This is a genomic window from Streptococcus sp. DAT741 (assembly GCF_009866825.1).
GTDB lineage: Bacteria > Bacillota > Bacilli > Lactobacillales > Streptococcaceae > Streptococcus > Streptococcus ruminantium.
This window is the reverse complement of sequence record NZ_CP019557.1, coordinates 1,571,948-1,590,252: the sequence shown is the minus strand read 5'-3', so window position 1 is coordinate 1,590,252 and position 18,305 is coordinate 1,571,948. Positions and strand designations below refer to the sequence as shown.

The 18,305-nt window shown below is 41.1% G+C and carries 17 protein-coding genes; 15 read left to right on the top strand and 2 right to left on the bottom strand.

The features are described 5' to 3' along the window. Positions 1–13: 13 nt before the first annotated feature. The 10 genes from trxB to der all read left to right on the top strand — a co-directional run bounded on the left by trxB (position 14) and on the right by der (position 10,767). Positions 14–931 carry a thioredoxin-disulfide reductase gene (gene trxB / locus BZG42_RS07515; protein WP_120172054.1) on the top strand — a complete coding sequence of 306 codons (918 nt, stop codon included), beginning with the start codon at positions 14–16 and terminating at the stop codon, positions 929–931. Between the two features lie 9 nt (positions 932–940). Further along, positions 941–1,489, top strand: a complete 549-nt coding sequence (locus BZG42_RS07510; RefSeq protein ID WP_155964255.1) for a YceD family protein — start codon at positions 941–943, stop codon at positions 1,487–1,489. A gap of 290 nt (positions 1,490–1,779) precedes the next feature. Further along, positions 1,780–3,207, top strand: a complete 1,428-nt coding sequence (gndA, locus tag BZG42_RS07505) for an NADP-dependent phosphogluconate dehydrogenase (RefSeq protein ID WP_155996375.1) — start codon at positions 1,780–1,782, stop codon at positions 3,205–3,207. 431 nt (positions 3,208–3,638) lie between these two features. After that, complete coding sequence (locus tag BZG42_RS07500) at positions 3,639–4,328, top strand: response regulator transcription factor (protein WP_024532842.1); 690 nt, start codon at positions 3,639–3,641, stop codon at positions 4,326–4,328. Positions 4,329–4,794: 466 nt separating this feature from the next. Further along, positions 4,795–5,925 carry an AI-2E family transporter gene (locus BZG42_RS07495; RefSeq protein WP_024532841.1) on the top strand — a complete coding sequence of 377 codons (1,131 nt, stop codon included), beginning with the start codon at positions 4,795–4,797 and terminating at the stop codon, positions 5,923–5,925. A gap of 72 nt (positions 5,926–5,997) precedes the next feature. After that, positions 5,998–6,471: a transcriptional regulator NrdR gene (gene nrdR / locus BZG42_RS07490; protein WP_024532840.1), complete on the top strand. Its 474-nt coding sequence runs from the start codon at positions 5,998–6,000 to the stop codon at positions 6,469–6,471. A 4-nt stretch (positions 6,472–6,475) separates the two neighbouring features. Further along, positions 6,476–7,624: a replication initiation/membrane attachment protein gene (locus tag BZG42_RS07485; RefSeq protein ID WP_155964995.1), complete on the top strand. Its 1,149-nt coding sequence runs from the start codon at positions 6,476–6,478 to the stop codon at positions 7,622–7,624. Next, positions 7,624–8,523, top strand: coding sequence for a primosomal protein DnaI (gene dnaI, locus BZG42_RS07480; RefSeq protein ID WP_024532838.1), 900 nt, complete (start codon positions 7,624–7,626; stop codon positions 8,521–8,523). The genes BZG42_RS07485 and dnaI overlap by 1 nt, the downstream gene beginning before the upstream one ends. Beyond that, positions 8,520–9,233, top strand: a complete 714-nt coding sequence (locus BZG42_RS07475; RefSeq protein ID WP_165437179.1) for a nitroreductase family protein — start codon at positions 8,520–8,522, stop codon at positions 9,231–9,233. The genes dnaI and BZG42_RS07475 overlap by 4 nt, the downstream gene beginning before the upstream one ends. Before the next feature lie 223 nt (positions 9,234–9,456). After that, complete coding sequence (der, locus tag BZG42_RS07470) at positions 9,457–10,767, top strand: ribosome biogenesis GTPase Der (protein WP_155996377.1); 1,311 nt, start codon at positions 9,457–9,459, stop codon at positions 10,765–10,767. A gap of 58 nt (positions 10,768–10,825) precedes the next feature. Here the strand turns inward: der and BZG42_RS07465 are convergent, their stop codons facing one another. Both BZG42_RS07465 and BZG42_RS07460 read right to left on the bottom strand, forming a co-directional pair. Then, positions 10,826–11,710, bottom strand: coding sequence for an IS3 family transposase (locus BZG42_RS07465; RefSeq protein WP_155996379.1), 885 nt, complete (start codon positions 11,708–11,710; stop codon positions 10,826–10,828). Then, positions 11,707–12,027, bottom strand: a complete 321-nt coding sequence (locus BZG42_RS07460) for a transposase (protein ID WP_155996381.1) — start codon at positions 12,025–12,027, stop codon at positions 11,707–11,709. Before BZG42_RS07460 ends, BZG42_RS07465 begins: the two co-directional genes overlap by 4 nt. A 69-nt stretch (positions 12,028–12,096) precedes the next feature. On the opposite strand from BZG42_RS07460, the gene BZG42_RS07455 reads away from it, so the two are divergent. From BZG42_RS07455 to murC, 5 genes are all read left to right on the top strand, one after another. Further along, positions 12,097–12,435 (top strand): MFS transporter, encoded by a 339-nt coding sequence (locus BZG42_RS07455; protein ID WP_120172049.1) that lies wholly within the window; start codon positions 12,097–12,099, stop codon positions 12,433–12,435. Position 12,436: 1 nt separating this feature from the next. Further along, the gene (locus tag BZG42_RS07450; protein WP_120172048.1) at positions 12,437–12,760 is read left to right on the top strand and encodes a hypothetical protein; all 324 of its coding nucleotides are present in this window, start codon (positions 12,437–12,439) and stop codon (positions 12,758–12,760) included. 233 nt (positions 12,761–12,993) lie between these two features. Further along, positions 12,994–16,086 carry an SNF2-related protein gene (locus BZG42_RS07445; RefSeq protein WP_155996395.1) on the top strand — a complete coding sequence of 1,031 codons (3,093 nt, stop codon included), beginning with the start codon at positions 12,994–12,996 and terminating at the stop codon, positions 16,084–16,086. A gap of 191 nt (positions 16,087–16,277) precedes the next feature. Further along, positions 16,278–16,940, top strand: a complete 663-nt coding sequence (locus BZG42_RS07440) for a hypothetical protein (RefSeq protein ID WP_024533129.1) — start codon at positions 16,278–16,280, stop codon at positions 16,938–16,940. A 1-nt stretch (position 16,941) separates the two neighbouring features. Next, positions 16,942–18,273 carry a UDP-N-acetylmuramate--L-alanine ligase gene (gene murC, locus BZG42_RS07435; RefSeq protein WP_155964247.1) on the top strand — a complete coding sequence of 444 codons (1,332 nt, stop codon included), beginning with the start codon at positions 16,942–16,944 and terminating at the stop codon, positions 18,271–18,273. The last annotated feature ends 32 nt before the right edge of the window (positions 18,274–18,305 follow it).

Sequence of the window (18,305 nt, the reverse complement as noted above, 5' to 3'; positions counted from 1 at the left end):
AAAGAAGGATAATATGTACGATACAGTTGTAATTGGAGCAGGACCTGCTGGGATGACTGCAGCACTTTATGCAGGTCGTAGTAATTTGAAAGTAGCCTTGTTAGAACGTGGCATCTACGGCGGTCAGATGAATAATACCGCTGAAATTGAAAATTATCCAGGTTATGCCCATATTTCTGGTCCGGCTCTGGCTGAAAAAATGTTTGAACCTCTTGAAAAATTTGGAGTAGATCATATCTTTGGCACCTTGGTTCGCATAGAAGAAGAGGGGACAATCAAGAAAGTAGTGACCGAAGATGGTATTTTGGAAACTAAAACAGTCGTTCTAGCGATGGGAGCAAAACATCGTCTGTTGGGTGTTCCGGGTGAGGATACCTACAATAGCCGCGGGGTATCTTACTGTGCTGTCTGCGATGGTGCTTTCTTCCGAGGGCAAAAACTCTTGGTTGTTGGTGGGGGAGACTCTGCGGTAGAAGAAGCTATTTTCTTGACCCAGTTTGCAGAATCTGTAACCATTGTTCACCGCCGTGACCAACTACGTGCACAAAAAGTTATCCAAGATCGTGCCTTTGCCAACGAAAAAATCAACTTCATCTGGGATAGTGTGGTAGAAGAAATCAAGGGCAATGATTTGCGTGTTCAAAGTGTAGTCATCAAGAATGTTAAGACTGAGCAAGTGACTGAGCTTGATTTTGGTGGGGTATTTATCTATGTCGGTCTTGATCCGATGACAGACAGTGTTGGCGATCTGGGGATCACTGATGATGCTGGTTGGATTGTGACCAATGAAAAGATGGAAACTGAGAAGTCAGGTATTTATGCTATCGGTGATATTCGCCAAAACCAACTTCGTCAAATCGCTACAGCAGTTGGTAACGGAGCAGTTGCTGGTCAAGAGGTTTACAATTACGTTACAGAATTAAGTGAATAAGGGAGTAGTATGTTTCATATTTACGATATTCAGAGGATTCCAGAAGGAATTTCCTTTGATAAAACCTTGGACTTGCAGGAAGAATTGCAAGGACGAAACAGGGAGATTTTAGGTCTGTCTCCTGTTCAGGTGAATGGGAATATCCGCTTTGAATCGGGTTTCTTTTTCCTAGATTATCGGATGGCTTATGATATTACACTAGCTTCTAGTCGATCCTTAGAACCTGTAGTATTGAATGAAGTACAGCAGGTAAATGAGATATTTGTTGCAAATGAAGCTATTCTCAAGCAACAGGATTTGATTGATGAGGACATGGTTCTTGTGGTAGAAGAGGATCGCATTGTTTTGGAAGAAAGTGTAGCGGATAACATTTTGCTTAATATCCCAATCAAGGTTTTGACACCAGAAGAAGAGGCAGGAACAAACCTACCTTCTGGGCGGTCTTGGGTGCTGATGACAGAAGAGACTTTCCATCAAAAAACACAGGAGAAAAAAGAAGCCAATAGTCCTTTTGCTCAATTGCAGGGACTATTTGAGGATGAGGAAGAGTCTAAATAGTTTAACTTTGTGAAAGTCAAAACAGGACAGGATTTCCTACCTTAGTGGTATTAGTTCCGGTGAATTGGATGGTTTCCTACTTGAGAAATAGGGAGTGGTGGAGTTCTATTTTTAACTTGAAAGCGAACATTGTTCGCTTTATCTCTGAATCCCAACAATTTCCTGGTAGTCAGGAATCGGTCAATTTTTGATTTTTATTGATTATTAAGTGGTTAAATTATCAGAAAATTCTTGTCGATTTTCAATTTTCAATGTATAATGAAAGAGATATTAACTAGAGGAGTAAGTGAATGACAAAAGCAAATTTTGGTGTTGTGGGTATGGCTGTTATGGGACGTAACCTCGCGCTTAATGTTGAATCACGTGGTTACTCAGTAGCCATTTATAACCGTTCTGCGGACAAAACAGAGGATGTTATTGCAAGTAATCCAGGAAAAAACTTGATTCCAAGTTATGATGTGGAGAGTTTTGTAGCTTCCATTGAAAAACCGCGTCGCATTATGCTGATGGTTCAAGCGGGACCCGGTACGGATGCCACTATCCAAGCTCTTTTACCGCATCTGGATGAAGGGGATATCTTGATTGATGGTGGTAATACCTTCTATGAAGATACGATCCGTCGTTCAAAAGATTTGGCAAACTCAGGTATCAACTTCATCGGTACAGGTGTATCTGGTGGGGAAAAAGGTGCTCTTGAAGGTCCGTCTATCATGCCTGGCGGTCAAAAAGAAGCCTATGAATTGGTAGCAGATGTTTTGGAAGAAATTTCAGCAAAGGCTCCAGAGGATGGCGTACCTTGTGTGACTTATATTGGTCCAGATGGAGCGGGTCACTATGTGAAGATGGTGCACAATGGTATTGAGTATGGCGATATGCAGTTGATTGCTGAGTCGTATGATCTTATGCAACATTTGTTGGGGTTATCTGTTGATGAAATGGCAACTATTTTCACTGAGTGGAATCAAGGTGAATTGGACAGTTACTTGATTGAAATTACAGCAGACATTCTAAAACGCAAAGACGATCAGGGACAAGATGGTCCAATTGTTGATTATATTTTAGATGCTGCTGGTAACAAAGGGACAGGTAAATGGACGAGTCAATCATCACTGGATTTGGGTGTGCCACTGTCATTGATTACAGAATCAGTATTTGCTCGCTACATTTCTACGTATAAAGAGGAGCGTGTGGTAGCTAGCAAGATTCTTCCAAAGCCAGCTCCATTTACCTACGAAGGTGACAAGGTTGAGTTGGTAGAAAAAATCCGTCAAGCTCTCTACTTTTCAAAAATCATGTCTTATGCACAAGGTTTTGCCCAATTGCGCGTAGCTTCTAAAGAAAACAATTGGAATTTGCCATTTGGAGAGATTGCAAAAATCTGGCGCGCCGGCTGTATTATCCGTGCTCGCTTCTTGCAAAAAATCACAGATGCTTATGGTCGTGATGAGGACTTGGCAAACTTACTCTTGGATGAATACTTCCTTGATGTTACAGCTAAATACCAGCAAGCTGTCCGTGATGTAGTTGCCTTAGCAGTTCAAGCAGGGGTTCCTGTTCCGACCTTCTCAGCAGCAATTACTTACTTTGATAGTTACCGTGCTGAAAACTTGCCAGCGAATTTGATTCAGGCACAACGTGACTACTTCGGTGCCCATACTTACAACCGTAAGGATAAAGAGGGTATCTTCCACTATGACTGGTATAGTGAATCAAACTAATACTCTTTGAAAATCAACAGTATGAATGCTCATTTTAGTGCAGAATTTCAGCTGTTCATTTGAAACAAGTGTATGGAATGTCTCTCCCTTCATTTTTATCATCAATAGTCTCTTAGACTTTGTCAAAGGAGTAGGCTAGAGAATTGTCTCCTTACTTCCTCAAGTTTAGACGCTGGAGATTAAGGGGGCGATTTCAATTTTTAGTATCAGGTTATGCTGATGGAAGTGTTTGATTGGCCTACTAGTCCACTCCATTAGAGTAGTGTATATCCAACTATGAATAGCTGACTGTGTTTCAACAATTAAAAAATGAGTGGAGCGTTTATTATTGATTTTGACTGAGTAGTAAGAATAGATAGGTGTGTGAGCGCCTATCTTTCTGGTCATGGTATGATTCCTAGCCCGTTTTAAAGAATAAAAAAGGATGAGCAATGGCTAAGAAAATTTTGATTGCTGGAAAAGAGCGCAATCTATCGCATTTTGTTTCTATGGAATTGCAAAAAAAGGATTACCTTGTGGACTATGTGTCAACCGGAAAGGAAGCCCTGTCTTTGGCTCATGAAACAGATTTTGACTTAATTCTGATGAGTTTTCAGCTATCAGATATGTCTAGTAAGGAATTAGCCAAGGAGTTGCTGGCAATGAAGCCTGCAACGGTCATGATTGTAGCAATGGATCCTGCGGATGTGTCCCAGCATGGTGAGGAAGTATTGGCCTATGCTGTATCCTATGTGGTGAAACCTTTTGTTATCAGTGACTTGGTAGAGCAAATTTCCGCTATTTTTCGTGGTCGAGACTTTATTGATAATCACTGCAAGCAGGTTCATTTGCACGCTGCTTATCGGGATTTAAAGGTTGATTTTCAAAATCGGACGGTAACGCGTGGGGATGAGTTAATCAATCTAACCCGCCGTGAATACGATTTACTAGCAACCTTGATGAATAGTCCTGAAGCGGTCAGTCGGGAGCAGCTCTTAGAGCGAGTTTGGAAATATGAAGCTGCCTCTGAAACGAATGTAGTAGATGTTTATATTCGTTATTTACGAGGGAAATTAGACTTACCCAATCAGGAGTCTTATATCAAAACAGTTCGCGGTGTTGGCTATGCCATGCGTGATTAAATGAAGAATAAAAGACTCTGAAGCGGAGTCTTTTATTGTGCGGTCACACAAATACTGAATTGACCGTCCGAAAATGTATGCAACCAGAGATGGTATTTTCGAGTCACCTTTTCAAGCATTAGTTTGGAATCACATTTGAGATCCCCCTCTCATGATTAGATGATAAGGGTAAGTGCTAGGGCTGGTTGAAAGTACCATAAAAATCTCGAAAGATTTGCTTATTCTCAGGTATTTGCTGCATCTATGACATGCATCTTCCTATTGATGCTATTACATTTGTGATATAGACTGAAGAAAAGATTTTCTCCTGCTCGTTCTTTGGGGAGGTCTTGTGACATATAAGGGGAAAGCAAACAGTAGAGGACATTTTGACTATCGGTAACTTTTTACATTTGAACTCTAGTTTCTTTCTTTTTCTATTGGCATGTGATAGAATAGTGTCTAGTAAATAGGGACGGGAAAAGATATGAACTCATCATTTAAGGAAAAAGTTATATTGATAGTGTTAGCTGGTGTCACCTTACTAGCAGTTTTAAATTGGTCAAGTATTTACGGTGCTGCTCAACAGTTACTCGGTAGTATGAATTCGTTGTTTATTGGTGCCATCATTGCTTTTATTCTCAACGTGCCTATGAAGAAATTAGAGGATCAGCTTGAGAAAATTACTTTCCTCAAGAAGTCTAAGCGCTCCTTGGCCATTGTTGGAGTTCTCATTAGTTTTGCCTTGATTGTCACAGTCTTGGTTGTTATCGTTCTTCCTACCTTGGTAACGACTGTATCGGAGTTGGTTTCGGTTAGCAGCACTGCGATTCCAAAATCAGTGAATGCCCTGACAAATTTTTTGGGTTCTAATGGTCTTTTGTCAGGCAAAATTGGGGATCAAATCATTGGTTTTCTGAATCAATTAAAAAATCTGACCTTTATTTCTGGTTTGGTTACTCCAATCCTATCTGGCTTAGTTTCTAATGTGACAGGTCTCTTCTCAAATACAATGACATTGGTGATCGCTTTCTTCTTCACTCTTGCCATTCTGGGGAGCAAGGAGCATTTGCAAAATATGGCTAGAAAATTTTTACAAGCTATCTTGCCAGCAAAGGCAGTTAAGATTGTGAATTATATTGGTGAAGTGATCGTTGATACCTATGATAAATTTTTGATGAGTCAGATTGTCGAAGCCTGCATTATCGGAACTCTTGTTTTTGTGAGTTATTCTTTTTCGGGTATACCTTACGCTAGTATGGCAGGTATTTTAGCTGGTGTCCTATCCTTTGTTCCTTATATCGGTCCTTTGTCAGCTTGTTTGATTAGTGCTCTTTTTGTTGCGGTGCAAAATCCTTTGCTGGCTCTGTGGTCAATTGCTTTGTTCCAATTGATTCAATTGATCGAAGGAAATGTCATCTATCCTCGTGTCGTTGGACAGTCTGTTGGTTTACCAACCCTGTTTACCTTAGCTGCTGCTCTCATAGGTGGTAATTTATTTGGTCTATTAGGAATGATCTTTTTTACTCCGATCTTTGCAGTTATTTACCGTCTAATACGAGAGTGGGTTACCATGCGATTGAAGAAACAAAATGAAATGAATTTGGAAGGCGAGTAGTTTCTCGCTTTCTTTTAATTTTAGTATTTTTGTGCTATACTGAGTTGATAAAGTTTATGTAGGAGTAAGAGTATGCGTTGTCCAAAATGTCAGAGTTTGAAATCAAGTGTCATTGATAGTCGTCAGGCTGAAGATGGCAATACCATTCGTCGTCGCCGTTCCTGTGATCAATGTGGTCAGCGTTTTACCACCTATGAACGGATTGAAGAAAAAACCTTAGTTGTTGTCAAGAAGGATGGCACAAGAGAGCAGTTTTCTCGTGAGAAAATTTTCAATGGAATTATTCGCTCTGCTCAAAAGCGGCCTGTGTCAACTGATGATATTGATGAAGTAGTTAGTCGGATCGAACAGAAAGTTCGAGCCCAAGGGGACAATGAAATTGAGTCTGATGTAATCGGGAATTTGGTGATGGAAGAATTGGTTGAGCTGGATGAGATTACCTACGTACGTTTTGCGTCAGTTTACCGTTCCTTCAAGGATGTGGAAGAATTGGAAAATCTGCTCAAACAGATGATTTCCAAAGGTAGTAAGGTGAAATCGGGTTGATATCATGAAGCCAAATGATCTATTTTCCTATATCAAAACCAGTTCTTTTACCCCAGATATTATCAGTCTCAGTCGCTGTTACCAGCCCATTATTGGCTTTGATGCTCTAGCTCTTTATTACCATCTCTATAGCTTTGCAGATCAAGGACAGGGACGTTACAAATGGACTAGCATCCTTAATCATATGAATTTGGGGATGAATCGGCTGGAGCAGGCTCTGGATATTCTGACTGCTATGGGACTCTTGGAACTTTATCAGTTGGATGATTTGATAGGACTTTCGCTGCAAGCTCCTCTGTCAGTTAAAAGCTTTCTAGCCAAGCCTTTGTATAAGCATTTATTAGCAAAACGAATTGGGGAACTGAGTCTAGAGAGGTTGATGAATCAGTTACCAAATCAGGAACAAAATATCTCTAAAGCCTTTTCTGATGTTTTTACATTGGACGGACAAGTACCAGCTATTTATGAGAGCCAACCTGATTTTGATTGGTCAGCCTTTAAGGCTCTAATGGCTAGAGATAAGCTTCTTTTTCAAAATGAAACAGAGGATATTATCGCTCTTAGTTACATAGCAGAGCAGGCAGGGTGGACTTGGTTGGAAACCTATCGTCAGGCGAAGGCGACAGCTATCGGTCAAACTATCTCAACCAAACGGTTGCAGCAGTCACGCCAATCTTTTTCCTTAGAAAATGGCAGTCTAACGGCAAAAGAAAAAGCCATTGTTCGGGAGGCCAAGGCTAAATCTAGTCTAATCTTTCTTTCAGTTCTTAAAGACCATAGAAGGGCAGCGGTGACAATGGCAGAGCGGAAGTGTTTGACAGACTTAGCCAATCTGGGATTACTAGATGAGGTCATCAATGTCTTACTACTTTATACTTTTAACAAGGTGGATTCTGCCAACCTAAATGAAAAATATGCCATGAAGTTGGGCAATGACTTTTCTTACAAAGGCCTTGCTAGTGCGGAAGCAGCAGTTCTTTATCTGAGAGAGTTGAAAGCAGGCCAGGCCACCAGAGTGAGCAAACCACAAAAGACAAATATCCCCGAATGGAGCAAGGAAGAAGTTCAGCAGGGACAAACGCAAGAAGGCCAGGCAAAGCTAGCTGCTCTTTATCGTGAATTAGAAGAAATGGAAACCAAAGGAGGTGGCTGATGAAATCAGTACAAGATCGACTACCCCAAGCTAATTATAGCAATCCCAAATCCTACCAGCAACTCTATCAAGAGATTGTGAATGATGCAGAAGTAGCTGCTTTTATCAGAAAGGAAGGCTTGACCCAAGAGGAAATCAATCTATCCATTTCAAAATTTTTGGAATATATTAGTCAGCGGGACCTTTTTGTTCAACAGGACGAAGCTTATATTGCTAAAGGGTACCAGCCTGTGCTCATTATGAACGAGGGTTATGCAGATGTTTCTTATCTTGAAACAGAGGAATTGGTCGAATATCGCCGATTAGAGGCTATTAAGAACCGTATTCAGCTAATCAATATGCCAGCGAGCCTCAAGAATATTACTGTCGCAGATATTGATAAAAACGATGAAAATCGAGTTGAGGTAATGCTGGCGATTACAGATTTTGTGAAGCATTTTGAGGAAAAACCGAAAGCTCTCTATATCTATGGCAATTTTGGAATAGGAAAGAGTTACTTGATGGCTTATCTGGCCAATCTATTGTCCAAGACCCATCTTCAGTCTACCACCATGCTTCATTATCCTACCTTTGTGGTGGATATTAAAAATGCCATTAAAGATGGCTCTGTCAAGGAAAGAATTGATGAAATCAAGATGGCTCAAGTCTTGGTTTTGGATGATATTGGTGCAGAACAGCATAGTCCATGGGTTCGTGATGACGTGTTGCAGGTCATCCTCCAGTATCGTATGCAGGAAAATTTGCCGACTTTTTTCACCTCTAATTTTTCACTTATAGAGTTGGAACGACACTTCGCATCAGGAAAGTCTGGAGATGAAACTTGGCAAGCCAAGCGTGTGATGGAGCGTATTCGCTATCTAGCACGAGATTTACATTTGAAGGGAAATAATCGCCGATGAATGAAACAATTGATTTGATGTTGTCCCATAGCTCAGTTCGGCGCTTTACAGAAGAAGCGATTTCGAAGGAGCATTTGGACATGATTATCACAGCGGGGCGGGCAGCCTCTAGCTGGAAGAATTTGCAATCTTATTCCATCATTGTGGTTCAGTCTGAAACTAAAAAGCAGTCTCTTTATAATCTAGTACCCCAGCCAGCTATTTTGCAGGCTCAGGCTATTTTGGTTTTTGTTGGAGACCACAACCGTGCTAGTAAGGCAGCTCAGTTGCATGGAGCGAATTTTGACGCTAAGGGAACGGAAAACCTTTTGATTTCATCGGTTGATGCTTCGCTAGCAGGACAAAATGCCCTTTTGGCAGCAGAAAGTCTAGGTTATGGAGGGGTCTTTATCGGCATGATTCGTCATAAGGCTCTGGATATAGCAGAGCTATTTAGCCTGCCAGATTATACCTATCCGATTTTTTGTATTGCTCTGGGATGTCCAGCTCAAAATCATCCTGTTAAACCGCGCTTGGAGGCAGATTCTATTGTCTTTCAAGAAGAATATATAGAGCAAGGTGTGAAAGCTATTGAAGCCTATAATCGTGTACAGACAGCTTACGCAGGAGCACGCCAGGCACAAACTTGGTCTGAGCGAATGGTAATGCAATTTGGACAAGCAGAGCAGCCAGAAACACGTGCTATTTTAGAGAAAAACAAACTTTTGTAGTAGACGATTTGAGTATCTCATTGGATTAGCAAACTCTAGTTATCAGGCATTTATTGGACAAAACGTCGCTTTATCTTTTTTAGATGTCCGATAATTCCTCTATTGTGGAGACTAATGCTGAAAATAAGTTGAGGTAATAACAGTTTAGGTCGAATGAGAATTGTTGCTGCTCATTGATGGGTGGCTGATTGTATAAAATTTGAATGTAAGAAGAGGAGGAGCTATGGCTCTACCAACTATTGCTATCGTTGGACGTCCCAACGTTGGTAAATCAACACTGTTTAACCGTATCGCGGGTGAACGTATTTCCATTGTAGAAGATGTAGAAGGCGTGACCCGTGACCGTATCTATGCCACTGGTGAGTGGCTCAACTGTAAGTTCTCTTTGATTGATACAGGAGGTATTGATGACGTTGCTGCTCCTTTCATGGAGCAGATCAAGCACCAGGCGGAAATCGCTATGGATGAGGCGGATGTCATCGTCTTTGTTGTATCAGGAAAAGAAGGTGTGACGGATGCTGATGAGTATGTCTCTCGTATTCTCTATAAGACCAACAAGCCAATCATCCTTGTGGTTAACAAGGTAGACAATCCTGAGATGCGAAATGAGATTTACGATTTTTATTCACTCGGTCTTGGGGATCCGTATCCTGTATCTTCCGTCCACGGTATTGGTACGGGGGATGTTCTGGATGCAATCATTGAAAACTTGCCGAACAAAGAGGTGGAGGAAAATCCAGATATTATCAAGTTTAGTCTAATCGGACGTCCCAATGTTGGTAAGTCAAGTTTGATCAATGCTATCTTGGGCGAGGAGCGTGTGATTGCTTCGCCTGTAGCTGGAACGACCCGTGATGCTATTGATACGCATTTTACAGATTCAGAAGGTCAAGAGTTCACCATGATTGACACAGCGGGTATGCGTAAGTCTGGCAAGGTTTATGAAAATACAGAGAAGTATTCTGTTATGCGCGCTATGCGTGCCATTGAGCGTTCGGATGTTATACTGATGGTGATCAATGCAGAAGAAGGTATTCGTGAATATGACAAGCGGATTGCTGGTTTTGCTCATGAGGCTGGGAAAGGTATAATTATTGTGGTTAACAAGTGGGATACACTTGAAAAAGACAACCATACAATGAAGCGTTGGGAAGATGATATTCGTGATCAGTTCCAATATTTGTCTTACGCACCGATTATTTTTGTATCAGCACTTACTAAGCAACGCCTACACAAATTACCAGAGATGATAAAGGCTATCAGTGAAAGCCAGAATACTCGTATCCCGTCAGCAGTATTGAATGATGTCATCATGGATGCCATTGCTATCAATCCAACTCCGACCGATAAGGGTAAGCGTCTCAAGATTTTTTATGCGACACAGGTTGCTACTAAGCCGCCAACTTTTGTAGTCTTTGTCAATGAAGAAGAACTTATGCATTTTTCCTACATGCGTTTCCTGGAAAACCAAATTCGCAAGGCTTTTGTCTTTGAGGGAACCCCTATTCATCTTATTGCCCGTAAACGGAAATAAAGAAAAAGAGGGAGACCTTGTCAAGCCCCGTCTAAAATAGACAGTGTAAAAAAGAATATTAGTTAGTAAGGTATGACTCCCTGAATTCCATAGGAGTCATACCTTTTAATATTTCTTGTGGTCTATCATAGTTATACCAGTCCATGTATTCTTTAATTTGTTGGCTGAGTTCATCTCTGTTATTAGGAGGAAAGAGTCGTAAGGACTCACTCTTGAGATGGGAAAAGAAATTTTCACAAGAAGCATTGTCATAACAATTCCCTTTTCCAGAATGGGAAATCGTAACACCATACTGATCTAGTTTTCTGAGATAAAGTTGGTTGGTGTACTGAAAACCTTGATCAGAATGCAAGACACAAATGTGTGTGGCATCCCAATTTTCATTGAAGACGAGGTCTAAGTTTTCAAAAACGAGCTGATTATCGTTATAATCTGAAAGAGTATATGCTAGAATAGAGTTGTCATAACAATCTTTTATGACGCTAAGGAACATCCTTCCCTGTTTGTGGTAAACATAACTGACATCCGTTGTTAGTTTCTGGAGAGGACGTTCTGCTTTAAAGTTTCGGGCAAGCACGTTGTAGTGGACGTGTCTTGCCTTTTCATTTATCTCTCGTTGCGTGCAGGAGTGATACCGCTTCTTCCGAATAGGAGACTGGTGACCAAGAATACGCATATAGCGCAAGACAGTTTTAGGATTAGGGGAAAGTTGATAGTGTCTTCTCAGTTGATAACAAATGAAACGATAACCTTTCTGAGTCTCATTAAAAACAGCTGTAATGACCTGTGCTAGGTCAGGGTTAAACCGCTTGTGTTCAGGTTTTCCATTGCTTAACCAGAGGTAGTATGATGACCTAGGGAAACCCAAATAGGCACATAAACGGGAGATGGAATAACGTTCTTTTAATTGTTCAACGACTTGATAAAGGTGGACTCTTCTCACTTTCTGAGGAGAGTCCTTAAGGTTTTTAAAATCGCATTCTCCATACGAAGAAAGGCATTCTGTTCCTCTATTGTCATTTCATCAAGATTGGTTGATTTTGGGCGACCAGTTGATTTAGCACCTCTTAAATCTTGGTGGAGCAATTGTGGATTTTCGTGATATTTTCTAGTCCATGTGAGGACTTGATTGTTTGATTTCAAGCCATACTTTTTTACAATTGAGTCCATACCACCACTTTTCCCACTAAGATAGTCCTCGACTACTTGTATTTTGAATTCAGGTGGATACTTTGTAAATTTACTTCCTTTTTTAGCCATGAGAAAAGAACCTCCTTTTTCTTTATTATCCCTATTTGATTTGCTATAATAAATTAAGGAGGTTCTAACATGATGAACAATTCTATTTGGCGTATTTTACTGATTCTGCTATCATCTGCTATCTTCCGTTTAGTTCATTATGAAGCTACTGAATATAAGCCTTTTGGTTTTCGTTATTGGTTAAGTGTTTTTTCAGGGATCTGGCTTATGGGCTTGACCTTGCTTTCCTACTTTCTTGTTTTTACTGGTGCTTCCATCATGGTCTATAATCAGCTTGAACGGAAATTGGTTTGGTTCTTTTTCTTTTTTGTAGGAGTAGCGGTTGGTCTCACGTTTATGAGTTGGCATACCATAAAAATTCTGATAAGACGAACTCAATACTACCGAAACATGAGGGATGGAGAGTGATATGCAGATTTTAGGAGAGCTACTTCTTGAGTTGTTGATGGAGTTGCCTGATTTTGACGAAAGAAAACATCCACCTTTCGGAGTGCGCTACTGGTTGGGATGGCTAGGGATTTTATTTAATGTCATGTGCATGGTTCTTATAGGCTTTTTAGTTGTCTATTTGTTTTTCGACTTCCTCAAAAGAAAGGAATTATTTACGGTAACTATGGCTATGGTTCTCCTTCCTGTTGCTATTTATTGGCTGTGGAGAACAATTAGGCGAATGAGAAAAATGTGGCAAGTGACAGTCTATTATTGGAAAAGTAAGCCAGAACATCAGTCTTGAACTGGTATTTTTGTGTTTAGACAGAGCATCTGTCAAAATGATTTATATCACATACACTGACCGGATCAGTGGGAGTTTTAGAGACTGAGAAATGGGTCTCCCCTGTCCCCATTTGCCTTATTATTCCTTTCAGCTATAGAGATTTAAATTGATTTGATTTTTGTTGAATCCAAAAATATGCTATAATGAAAAGATAATTATTTATGAGATTAGCGTTGGTGAAAGGAGTTTGGATGAGTCGTATGATGCCGGGGCGGATTCGCCAAGAAGGAATTGATTTGTACGAGGCGGGTCACTTGACAGTCCTTCGTAGTGAGAAGGGGAAAATGGAACTGGACATTGCTGGTGAACGATTCGTTTATGGAGATGAGGACAGTGATTTACAGTGTAGTTGTCAGTTGTTCCAAAATAAGGGCTACTGTCAACATCTAGCTGCCACGGAATATTTTTTAAAAAATGATGCTTCAGGAAAAAATATGAGCCAATCTCTCAAAGAAGAGGGGAAAAATCATAAAGAAACCGTCCGTCGAACCTATTTTGGTGGTCTATTTTTGGATGAGATTTTGCGTCCAAAACCGGAAATAGGTATCAAATACCGGCTATCAGTTGAGGGAAGTCTCCTTCTTTATGAACGCCAGATTGATTGGACTTTAAAGATTATCCGCTTGCCAGATAAGCGTTCGTATATTATTCGAGACATCGGTGCCTTCCTACGATTGGTTAAAATCAGTGGACAGTACCAAATTGGGAAAAACTATTATGAGCAGATTTTCTATGAGAATTTTGATGAATCCAGTCAGGCAGTTTTGGATTTTCTTTGGACCTTGGTGCCAGAAAAAGCTAGTTTAGACTCTAACATTCTCATCCACTTTGGTCGGCATTTTCGTCTTCCACAGGCTTATTTTGAAGAGGGGCTCGGTTTGCTATGTCAATTGGAAGGTTTTGCTTTCACCTGCCAGCAGCAGACCTATCATTCTTTAATGGTTCTTCCTTTGACGGCGAAGGCAGGGCTTTATCATTTTGAAGTGACTGTTCACACTCACATGATTGAGATGGTAATTCATGAGAAACCAATTCGTTCGCTCTTTCAGGGACGTTATCTTCTGATGGATGGTGTGATTTACAGTGTTCATCGCCAACAGGAAACTCTCATTCGCCACCTGTCTGAGCTTGTTCCGACCGAATCAGGCCTAAAGAAAGTCCAAGTAGATTTCCAAGATCAAGATCGTTTGGCGCTTAGCTTGCTGGATTTGCAGACAGTCGGAACCGTTAAGGCGCCCAAGCGTTTTATCATACATGACTTTGAACCAGAGTTCCATATTGAAATGGAGAAAAATGGTAGCCTGACCTTACAATTGGTTTTGGATTTTGCAGGTCGTAAGGTAAGAAGTGAGGAAGATTTAGCCCGGCTTCCTTTTGCTAGTCATTTTCAGCATTTGGAATCGATTCATCAAGCTATTAGCCTGGCTGGTTTTCGTGGCAAATACCTTGCCCAGCGACCAGCGCTTAGTCAGCAGGAGCTCTATCCGTTTTTCCATCAGCAATTGCCTATTTTACAAAAGATGGGACAGGTATATCTGGCAGAAGCTGTTCAATCCTTATTGATTGAAGCCAAGCCACAGCTAGAGGTGGTACGCAACGGTTCGCTCTTGGATATTTCTTTTGATCTATCTGGTATTGAGCAAGCAGAGATTGACCAGGCCATCATAGCTTTATTGAATCAAGAGGATTACTATACCAGCTCAAGCGGTAGAGTTTTGGTTTTCGATGAAGAAACAAAGAAAATCAGTCAAACGTTACTCAATTTACGAGCTCGTTTTGGTCAGCAAGGACAAGTTCAGGTTCACGCCTTGGCTGGTTATCAATTAGCTCAATCTTTATCCGGTTTTGAGCAGGTTAGCTTTTCCAAGGAATTTCAGGAAATGGCGGCCTATTTGGCCAATCCAGATAATTTTCCTCTGCCTGAGTTAGATGTGATAGTTCCTTTGAGAGACTACCAGCAGACAGGTGTCAAGTGGCTTTCCATGCTAGACACTTACGGTTTTGGGGGAATTCTGGCAGATGATATGGGATTAGGAAAGACCCTACAGGCAATCGCCTTTTTGACCAGCCGCCTAACAGAAGACTCCAAGGTTCTGATTTTGGCTCCTTCAAGTTTGATCTACAATTGGCAGGATGAATGCAAGAAGTTTGCACCCAACCTAGATGTGGTAGTTGTTCACGGAACCAAGGAACAACGGGAGGCCTTGATTGCAGCAAAACACCAAATTATGGTCACTTCCTATCCGTCCTTCAGACAGGATGTTTCCCTTTATAAGCAAAAACAGTTTGATTATCTGATTTTAGATGAGGCTCAAGTTATGAAAAATGCCCAGTCTAAAATCGCTCAGCTATTGCGGGAATTTGAGGTTGGCAACTGTTTTGCCCTTTCGGGCACACCAATTGAAAACCATCTGACGGAATTATGGTCCATTTTCCAAATTGTTCTACCGGGGTTGTTGCCAACCAAGCACGCCTTTGGTAAATTAAGTGCCAAAGAGATTGCGCGAGCCATTCAGCCTTTTGTCCTTAGACGTCAAAAGGAAACCGTCCTTCAAGAATTGCCAGATTTGATTGAAGTCAATGTACTCAATGAATTAACGAATGAGCAGAAGGCTGTCTATCTAGCACAACTTCAGCAAATGCAGGCTAGGATAGCGGGGGCAGACGATGCCCAAATCAATCGAAGTAAAATTGAAATCTTATCCGGTATTACTCGTCTGCGGCAAATATGCGACACTCCTAGCCTTTTTATGGATGATTTTCGAGGGGAGAGTGGTAAACTCAACAGCCTAAAAGAGCTCCTACTACAGCTAAAAGATGGAGAACACCGGGTATTGATTTTTTCACAGTTTAAAACTATGTTAGAGCACATTGCGAGTCAGTTGGATGATTTGGGGATGTCATCATATATCTTGACCGGTTCAACATCTGCCCGGCAGCGTCAGGAAATGACACAGGCTTTTAATGCAGGAAGTCGGGATGCTTTCCTAATATCCTTAAAAGCTGGAGGGGTCGGTCTCAATCTAACGGGAGCTGACACCGTTATTCTCGTTGACCTCTGGTGGAATCCAGCGGTTGAAGTACAAGCTATCAGTCGTGCTCATAGGATGGGACAGATGGATACAGTCGAATGCTATCGCTTAATTACGAAGGGAACAATTGAAGAAAAGATTCAAGATCTGCAAGAGAATAAGAAGAATCTCGTCAAGACGGTTCTTGATGGAAATGAAAGTCGTGCTAATTTGACGGTTGAAGACATTCGAGATATTTTAGGTGTTGATTAGCTTGTCGATTTTCTTTAGCATAGACACACTATCAGGTGATGTAAAATAGATTGCGAGCTGGATAAGATAAAACATACTTTGATTCGTTGAAAACTAACGAATTTATGTGACAGTGTGTAGTCTTTATTTTCAGAGGGTATTAGGCAAACTAAAGCTAAATATGGTATAATAAGAGTTTGAAAGGAAGACTTATGATTCGACAAGAAAATAGATTTCCGCTAGTTGCAGACAACGAAGTACTGGTTGGAGAAAATCCAGTTATGAGTTTATATGATGAGAGTGACTTGATTAGCAATATCAGGGGACCTTATCAGGAAAAGGAGTTCATCCGGTCTGTTGATTCAGGAAGAGCTGTGCAGTCAAAGCCAGTGATGCAGACAGAAGACGAGCTCTTACCGCCTCTTTTTGAGGTCAAACCGAGCCATTATTCGCGTAAGGAACGTCTTCAGAATTTTACCAAATCAAAATCCTCACCATTGAAGACTCAAGGACAATTAGCTCGTGAGCAAGCTAGAGAGGATCTGAAGAGAAAGCGTTCTGCTACCTATCTAAGGGATGAGAAGCCTGCTCCAGCTAAAGTTGTGGTCAAGCCACCAGTTGTGCCAGCTACTGAGCCAGTGGTAGGACGATTGACACGTTTGGCGGACAAGCTCCGCCAGACAGATTATATCTTGGCAGACATGCCCGCAGTGTACTCTTTGAAAAAAGAAGATAGGGGGCAAGAACAGGCTGTAAAGAAAAATTCTTACGATTTCTTGAAAAAGAGTCAGGTTTACAACTACCCTGAACGTAGACAGCAGCGAGACCGCCAAGTGGCACAAGAATTGAATTTGACACATATAGAAGAGGAATGACATGACAAAAACCTATCATTTTATTGGGATTAAGGGATCAGGAATGAGTGCACTTGCTCTTATGTTGCACCAGATGGGCTACAAGGTTCAAGGAAGTGATGTGGATAAATACTACTTTACTCAGCGAGGACTTGAGCAAGCGGGGATTCGCATTTTGCCATTTGATGAGAAAAATATCACAGCAGATGTTGAATTGATTGCAGGTAACGCCTTTCGTCCCGATAACAATGTGGAAATTGCCTATGCTGATACACAGGGGTTCGCTTATAAACGCTACCATGAGTTTCTTGGTGAATTTATGAAAGATTTTACCAGCCTAGGGGTGGCAGGAGCTCATGGAAAAACATCTACGACAGGTCTCTTGGCTCATGTTATGCGCAATATTACCGATACCTCTTTCTTGATTGGCGATGGAACTGGTCGTGGATCGGCTAATGCACAATATTTTGTATTTGAATCAGATGAGTATGAGCGCCATTTTGCGCCTTACTATCCTGAATATAGTATTATTACCAATATTGACTTTGATCATCCGGACTACTTTACCAGCCTTGAAGATGTCTTTAATGCCTTTAATGATTATGCCAAACAAGTGAAGAAAGGTCTATTTGTATTCGGAGAAGATGAGCAGCTTCGCCGTATTACAGCCAATGCACCAATCTACTACTATGGCCTAGAAGAGCACAATGACTTTGTTGCCTATGATTTGCAACCCTCTACAAGTGGTTCGCGGTTTAAGCTTCGCTACGGTGCAAAAGAATTGGGAGAGTTCCAGATACCAACCTTTGGCAAGCACAATGTGATGAATGCGACCGCTGTAATTGCTAATCTGTACATTGCTGGTTTTGATTTGGCATTGGTTGCAGAGCACTTGAAGACTTTTGGAGGGGTAAAACGCCGATTTACTGAAAAAGTTGTCAATGAGACCGTGATTATTGATGATTTTGCTCATCATCCAACAGAAATCATCGCAACGATTGATGCTGCTCGTCAGAAATACCCTAGTAAGGAGCTGGTTGCTATCTTCCAACCACATACCTTTACTCGGACTATTGCCCTTTTGGATGAATTTGCTGAGGCCTTGAATGGGGCGGATGCAGTTTATCTAGCACAAATCTACGGTTCGGCGCGTGAAACAGATAATGGGCAGGTTAAAGTGGAAGACTTGGCAGCAAAAATCACTAAAAAGGGTGGCTTGGTGACCGTTGAGAATACATCACCACTTTTGGATCATGATAATGCAGTTTATGTATTTATGGGAGCTGGGGATATTCAGTCCTATGAATATTCATTTGAACAACTATTGTCAAACCTTACCAATAATGTACAATAAGCAAGAAAGACGGAGGCCAATGGCCCCTGTTT

Coding starts and splice junctions, on each gene's coding strand:
- BZG42_RS07475 (WP_165437179.1), top strand. CDS start 8,520: ATGAATGAAACAATTGATTTGATGTTGTCCCATAGCTCAGTTCGGCGC.
- BZG42_RS07510 (WP_155964255.1), top strand. CDS start 941: ATGTTTCATATTTACGATATTCAGAGGATTCCAGAAGGAATTTCCTTT.
- BZG42_RS07440 (WP_024533129.1), top strand. CDS start 16,278: ATGATTCGACAAGAAAATAGATTTCCGCTAGTTGCAGACAACGAAGTA.
- BZG42_RS07500 (WP_024532842.1), top strand. CDS start 3,639: ATGGCTAAGAAAATTTTGATTGCTGGAAAAGAGCGCAATCTATCGCAT.
- BZG42_RS07485 (WP_155964995.1), top strand. CDS start 6,476: ATGAAGCCAAATGATCTATTTTCCTATATCAAAACCAGTTCTTTTACC.
- BZG42_RS07455 (WP_120172049.1), top strand. CDS start 12,097: ATGATGAACAATTCTATTTGGCGTATTTTACTGATTCTGCTATCATCT.
- dnaI (WP_024532838.1), top strand. CDS start 7,624: ATGAAATCAGTACAAGATCGACTACCCCAAGCTAATTATAGCAATCCC.
- BZG42_RS07450 (WP_120172048.1), top strand. CDS start 12,437: ATGCAGATTTTAGGAGAGCTACTTCTTGAGTTGTTGATGGAGTTGCCT.
- BZG42_RS07445 (WP_155996395.1), top strand. CDS start 12,994: ATGAGTCGTATGATGCCGGGGCGGATTCGCCAAGAAGGAATTGATTTG.
- gndA (WP_155996375.1), top strand. CDS start 1,780: ATGACAAAAGCAAATTTTGGTGTTGTGGGTATGGCTGTTATGGGACGT.
- murC (WP_155964247.1), top strand. CDS start 16,942: ATGACAAAAACCTATCATTTTATTGGGATTAAGGGATCAGGAATGAGT.
- der (WP_155996377.1), top strand. CDS start 9,457: ATGGCTCTACCAACTATTGCTATCGTTGGACGTCCCAACGTTGGTAAA.
- BZG42_RS07495 (WP_024532841.1), top strand. CDS start 4,795: ATGAACTCATCATTTAAGGAAAAAGTTATATTGATAGTGTTAGCTGGT.
- nrdR (WP_024532840.1), top strand. CDS start 5,998: ATGCGTTGTCCAAAATGTCAGAGTTTGAAATCAAGTGTCATTGATAGT.
- trxB (WP_120172054.1), top strand. CDS start 14: ATGTACGATACAGTTGTAATTGGAGCAGGACCTGCTGGGATGACTGCA.
- BZG42_RS07460 (WP_155996381.1), bottom strand. CDS start 12,027: ATGGCTAAAAAAGGAAGTAAATTTACAAAGTATCCACCTGAATTCAAA.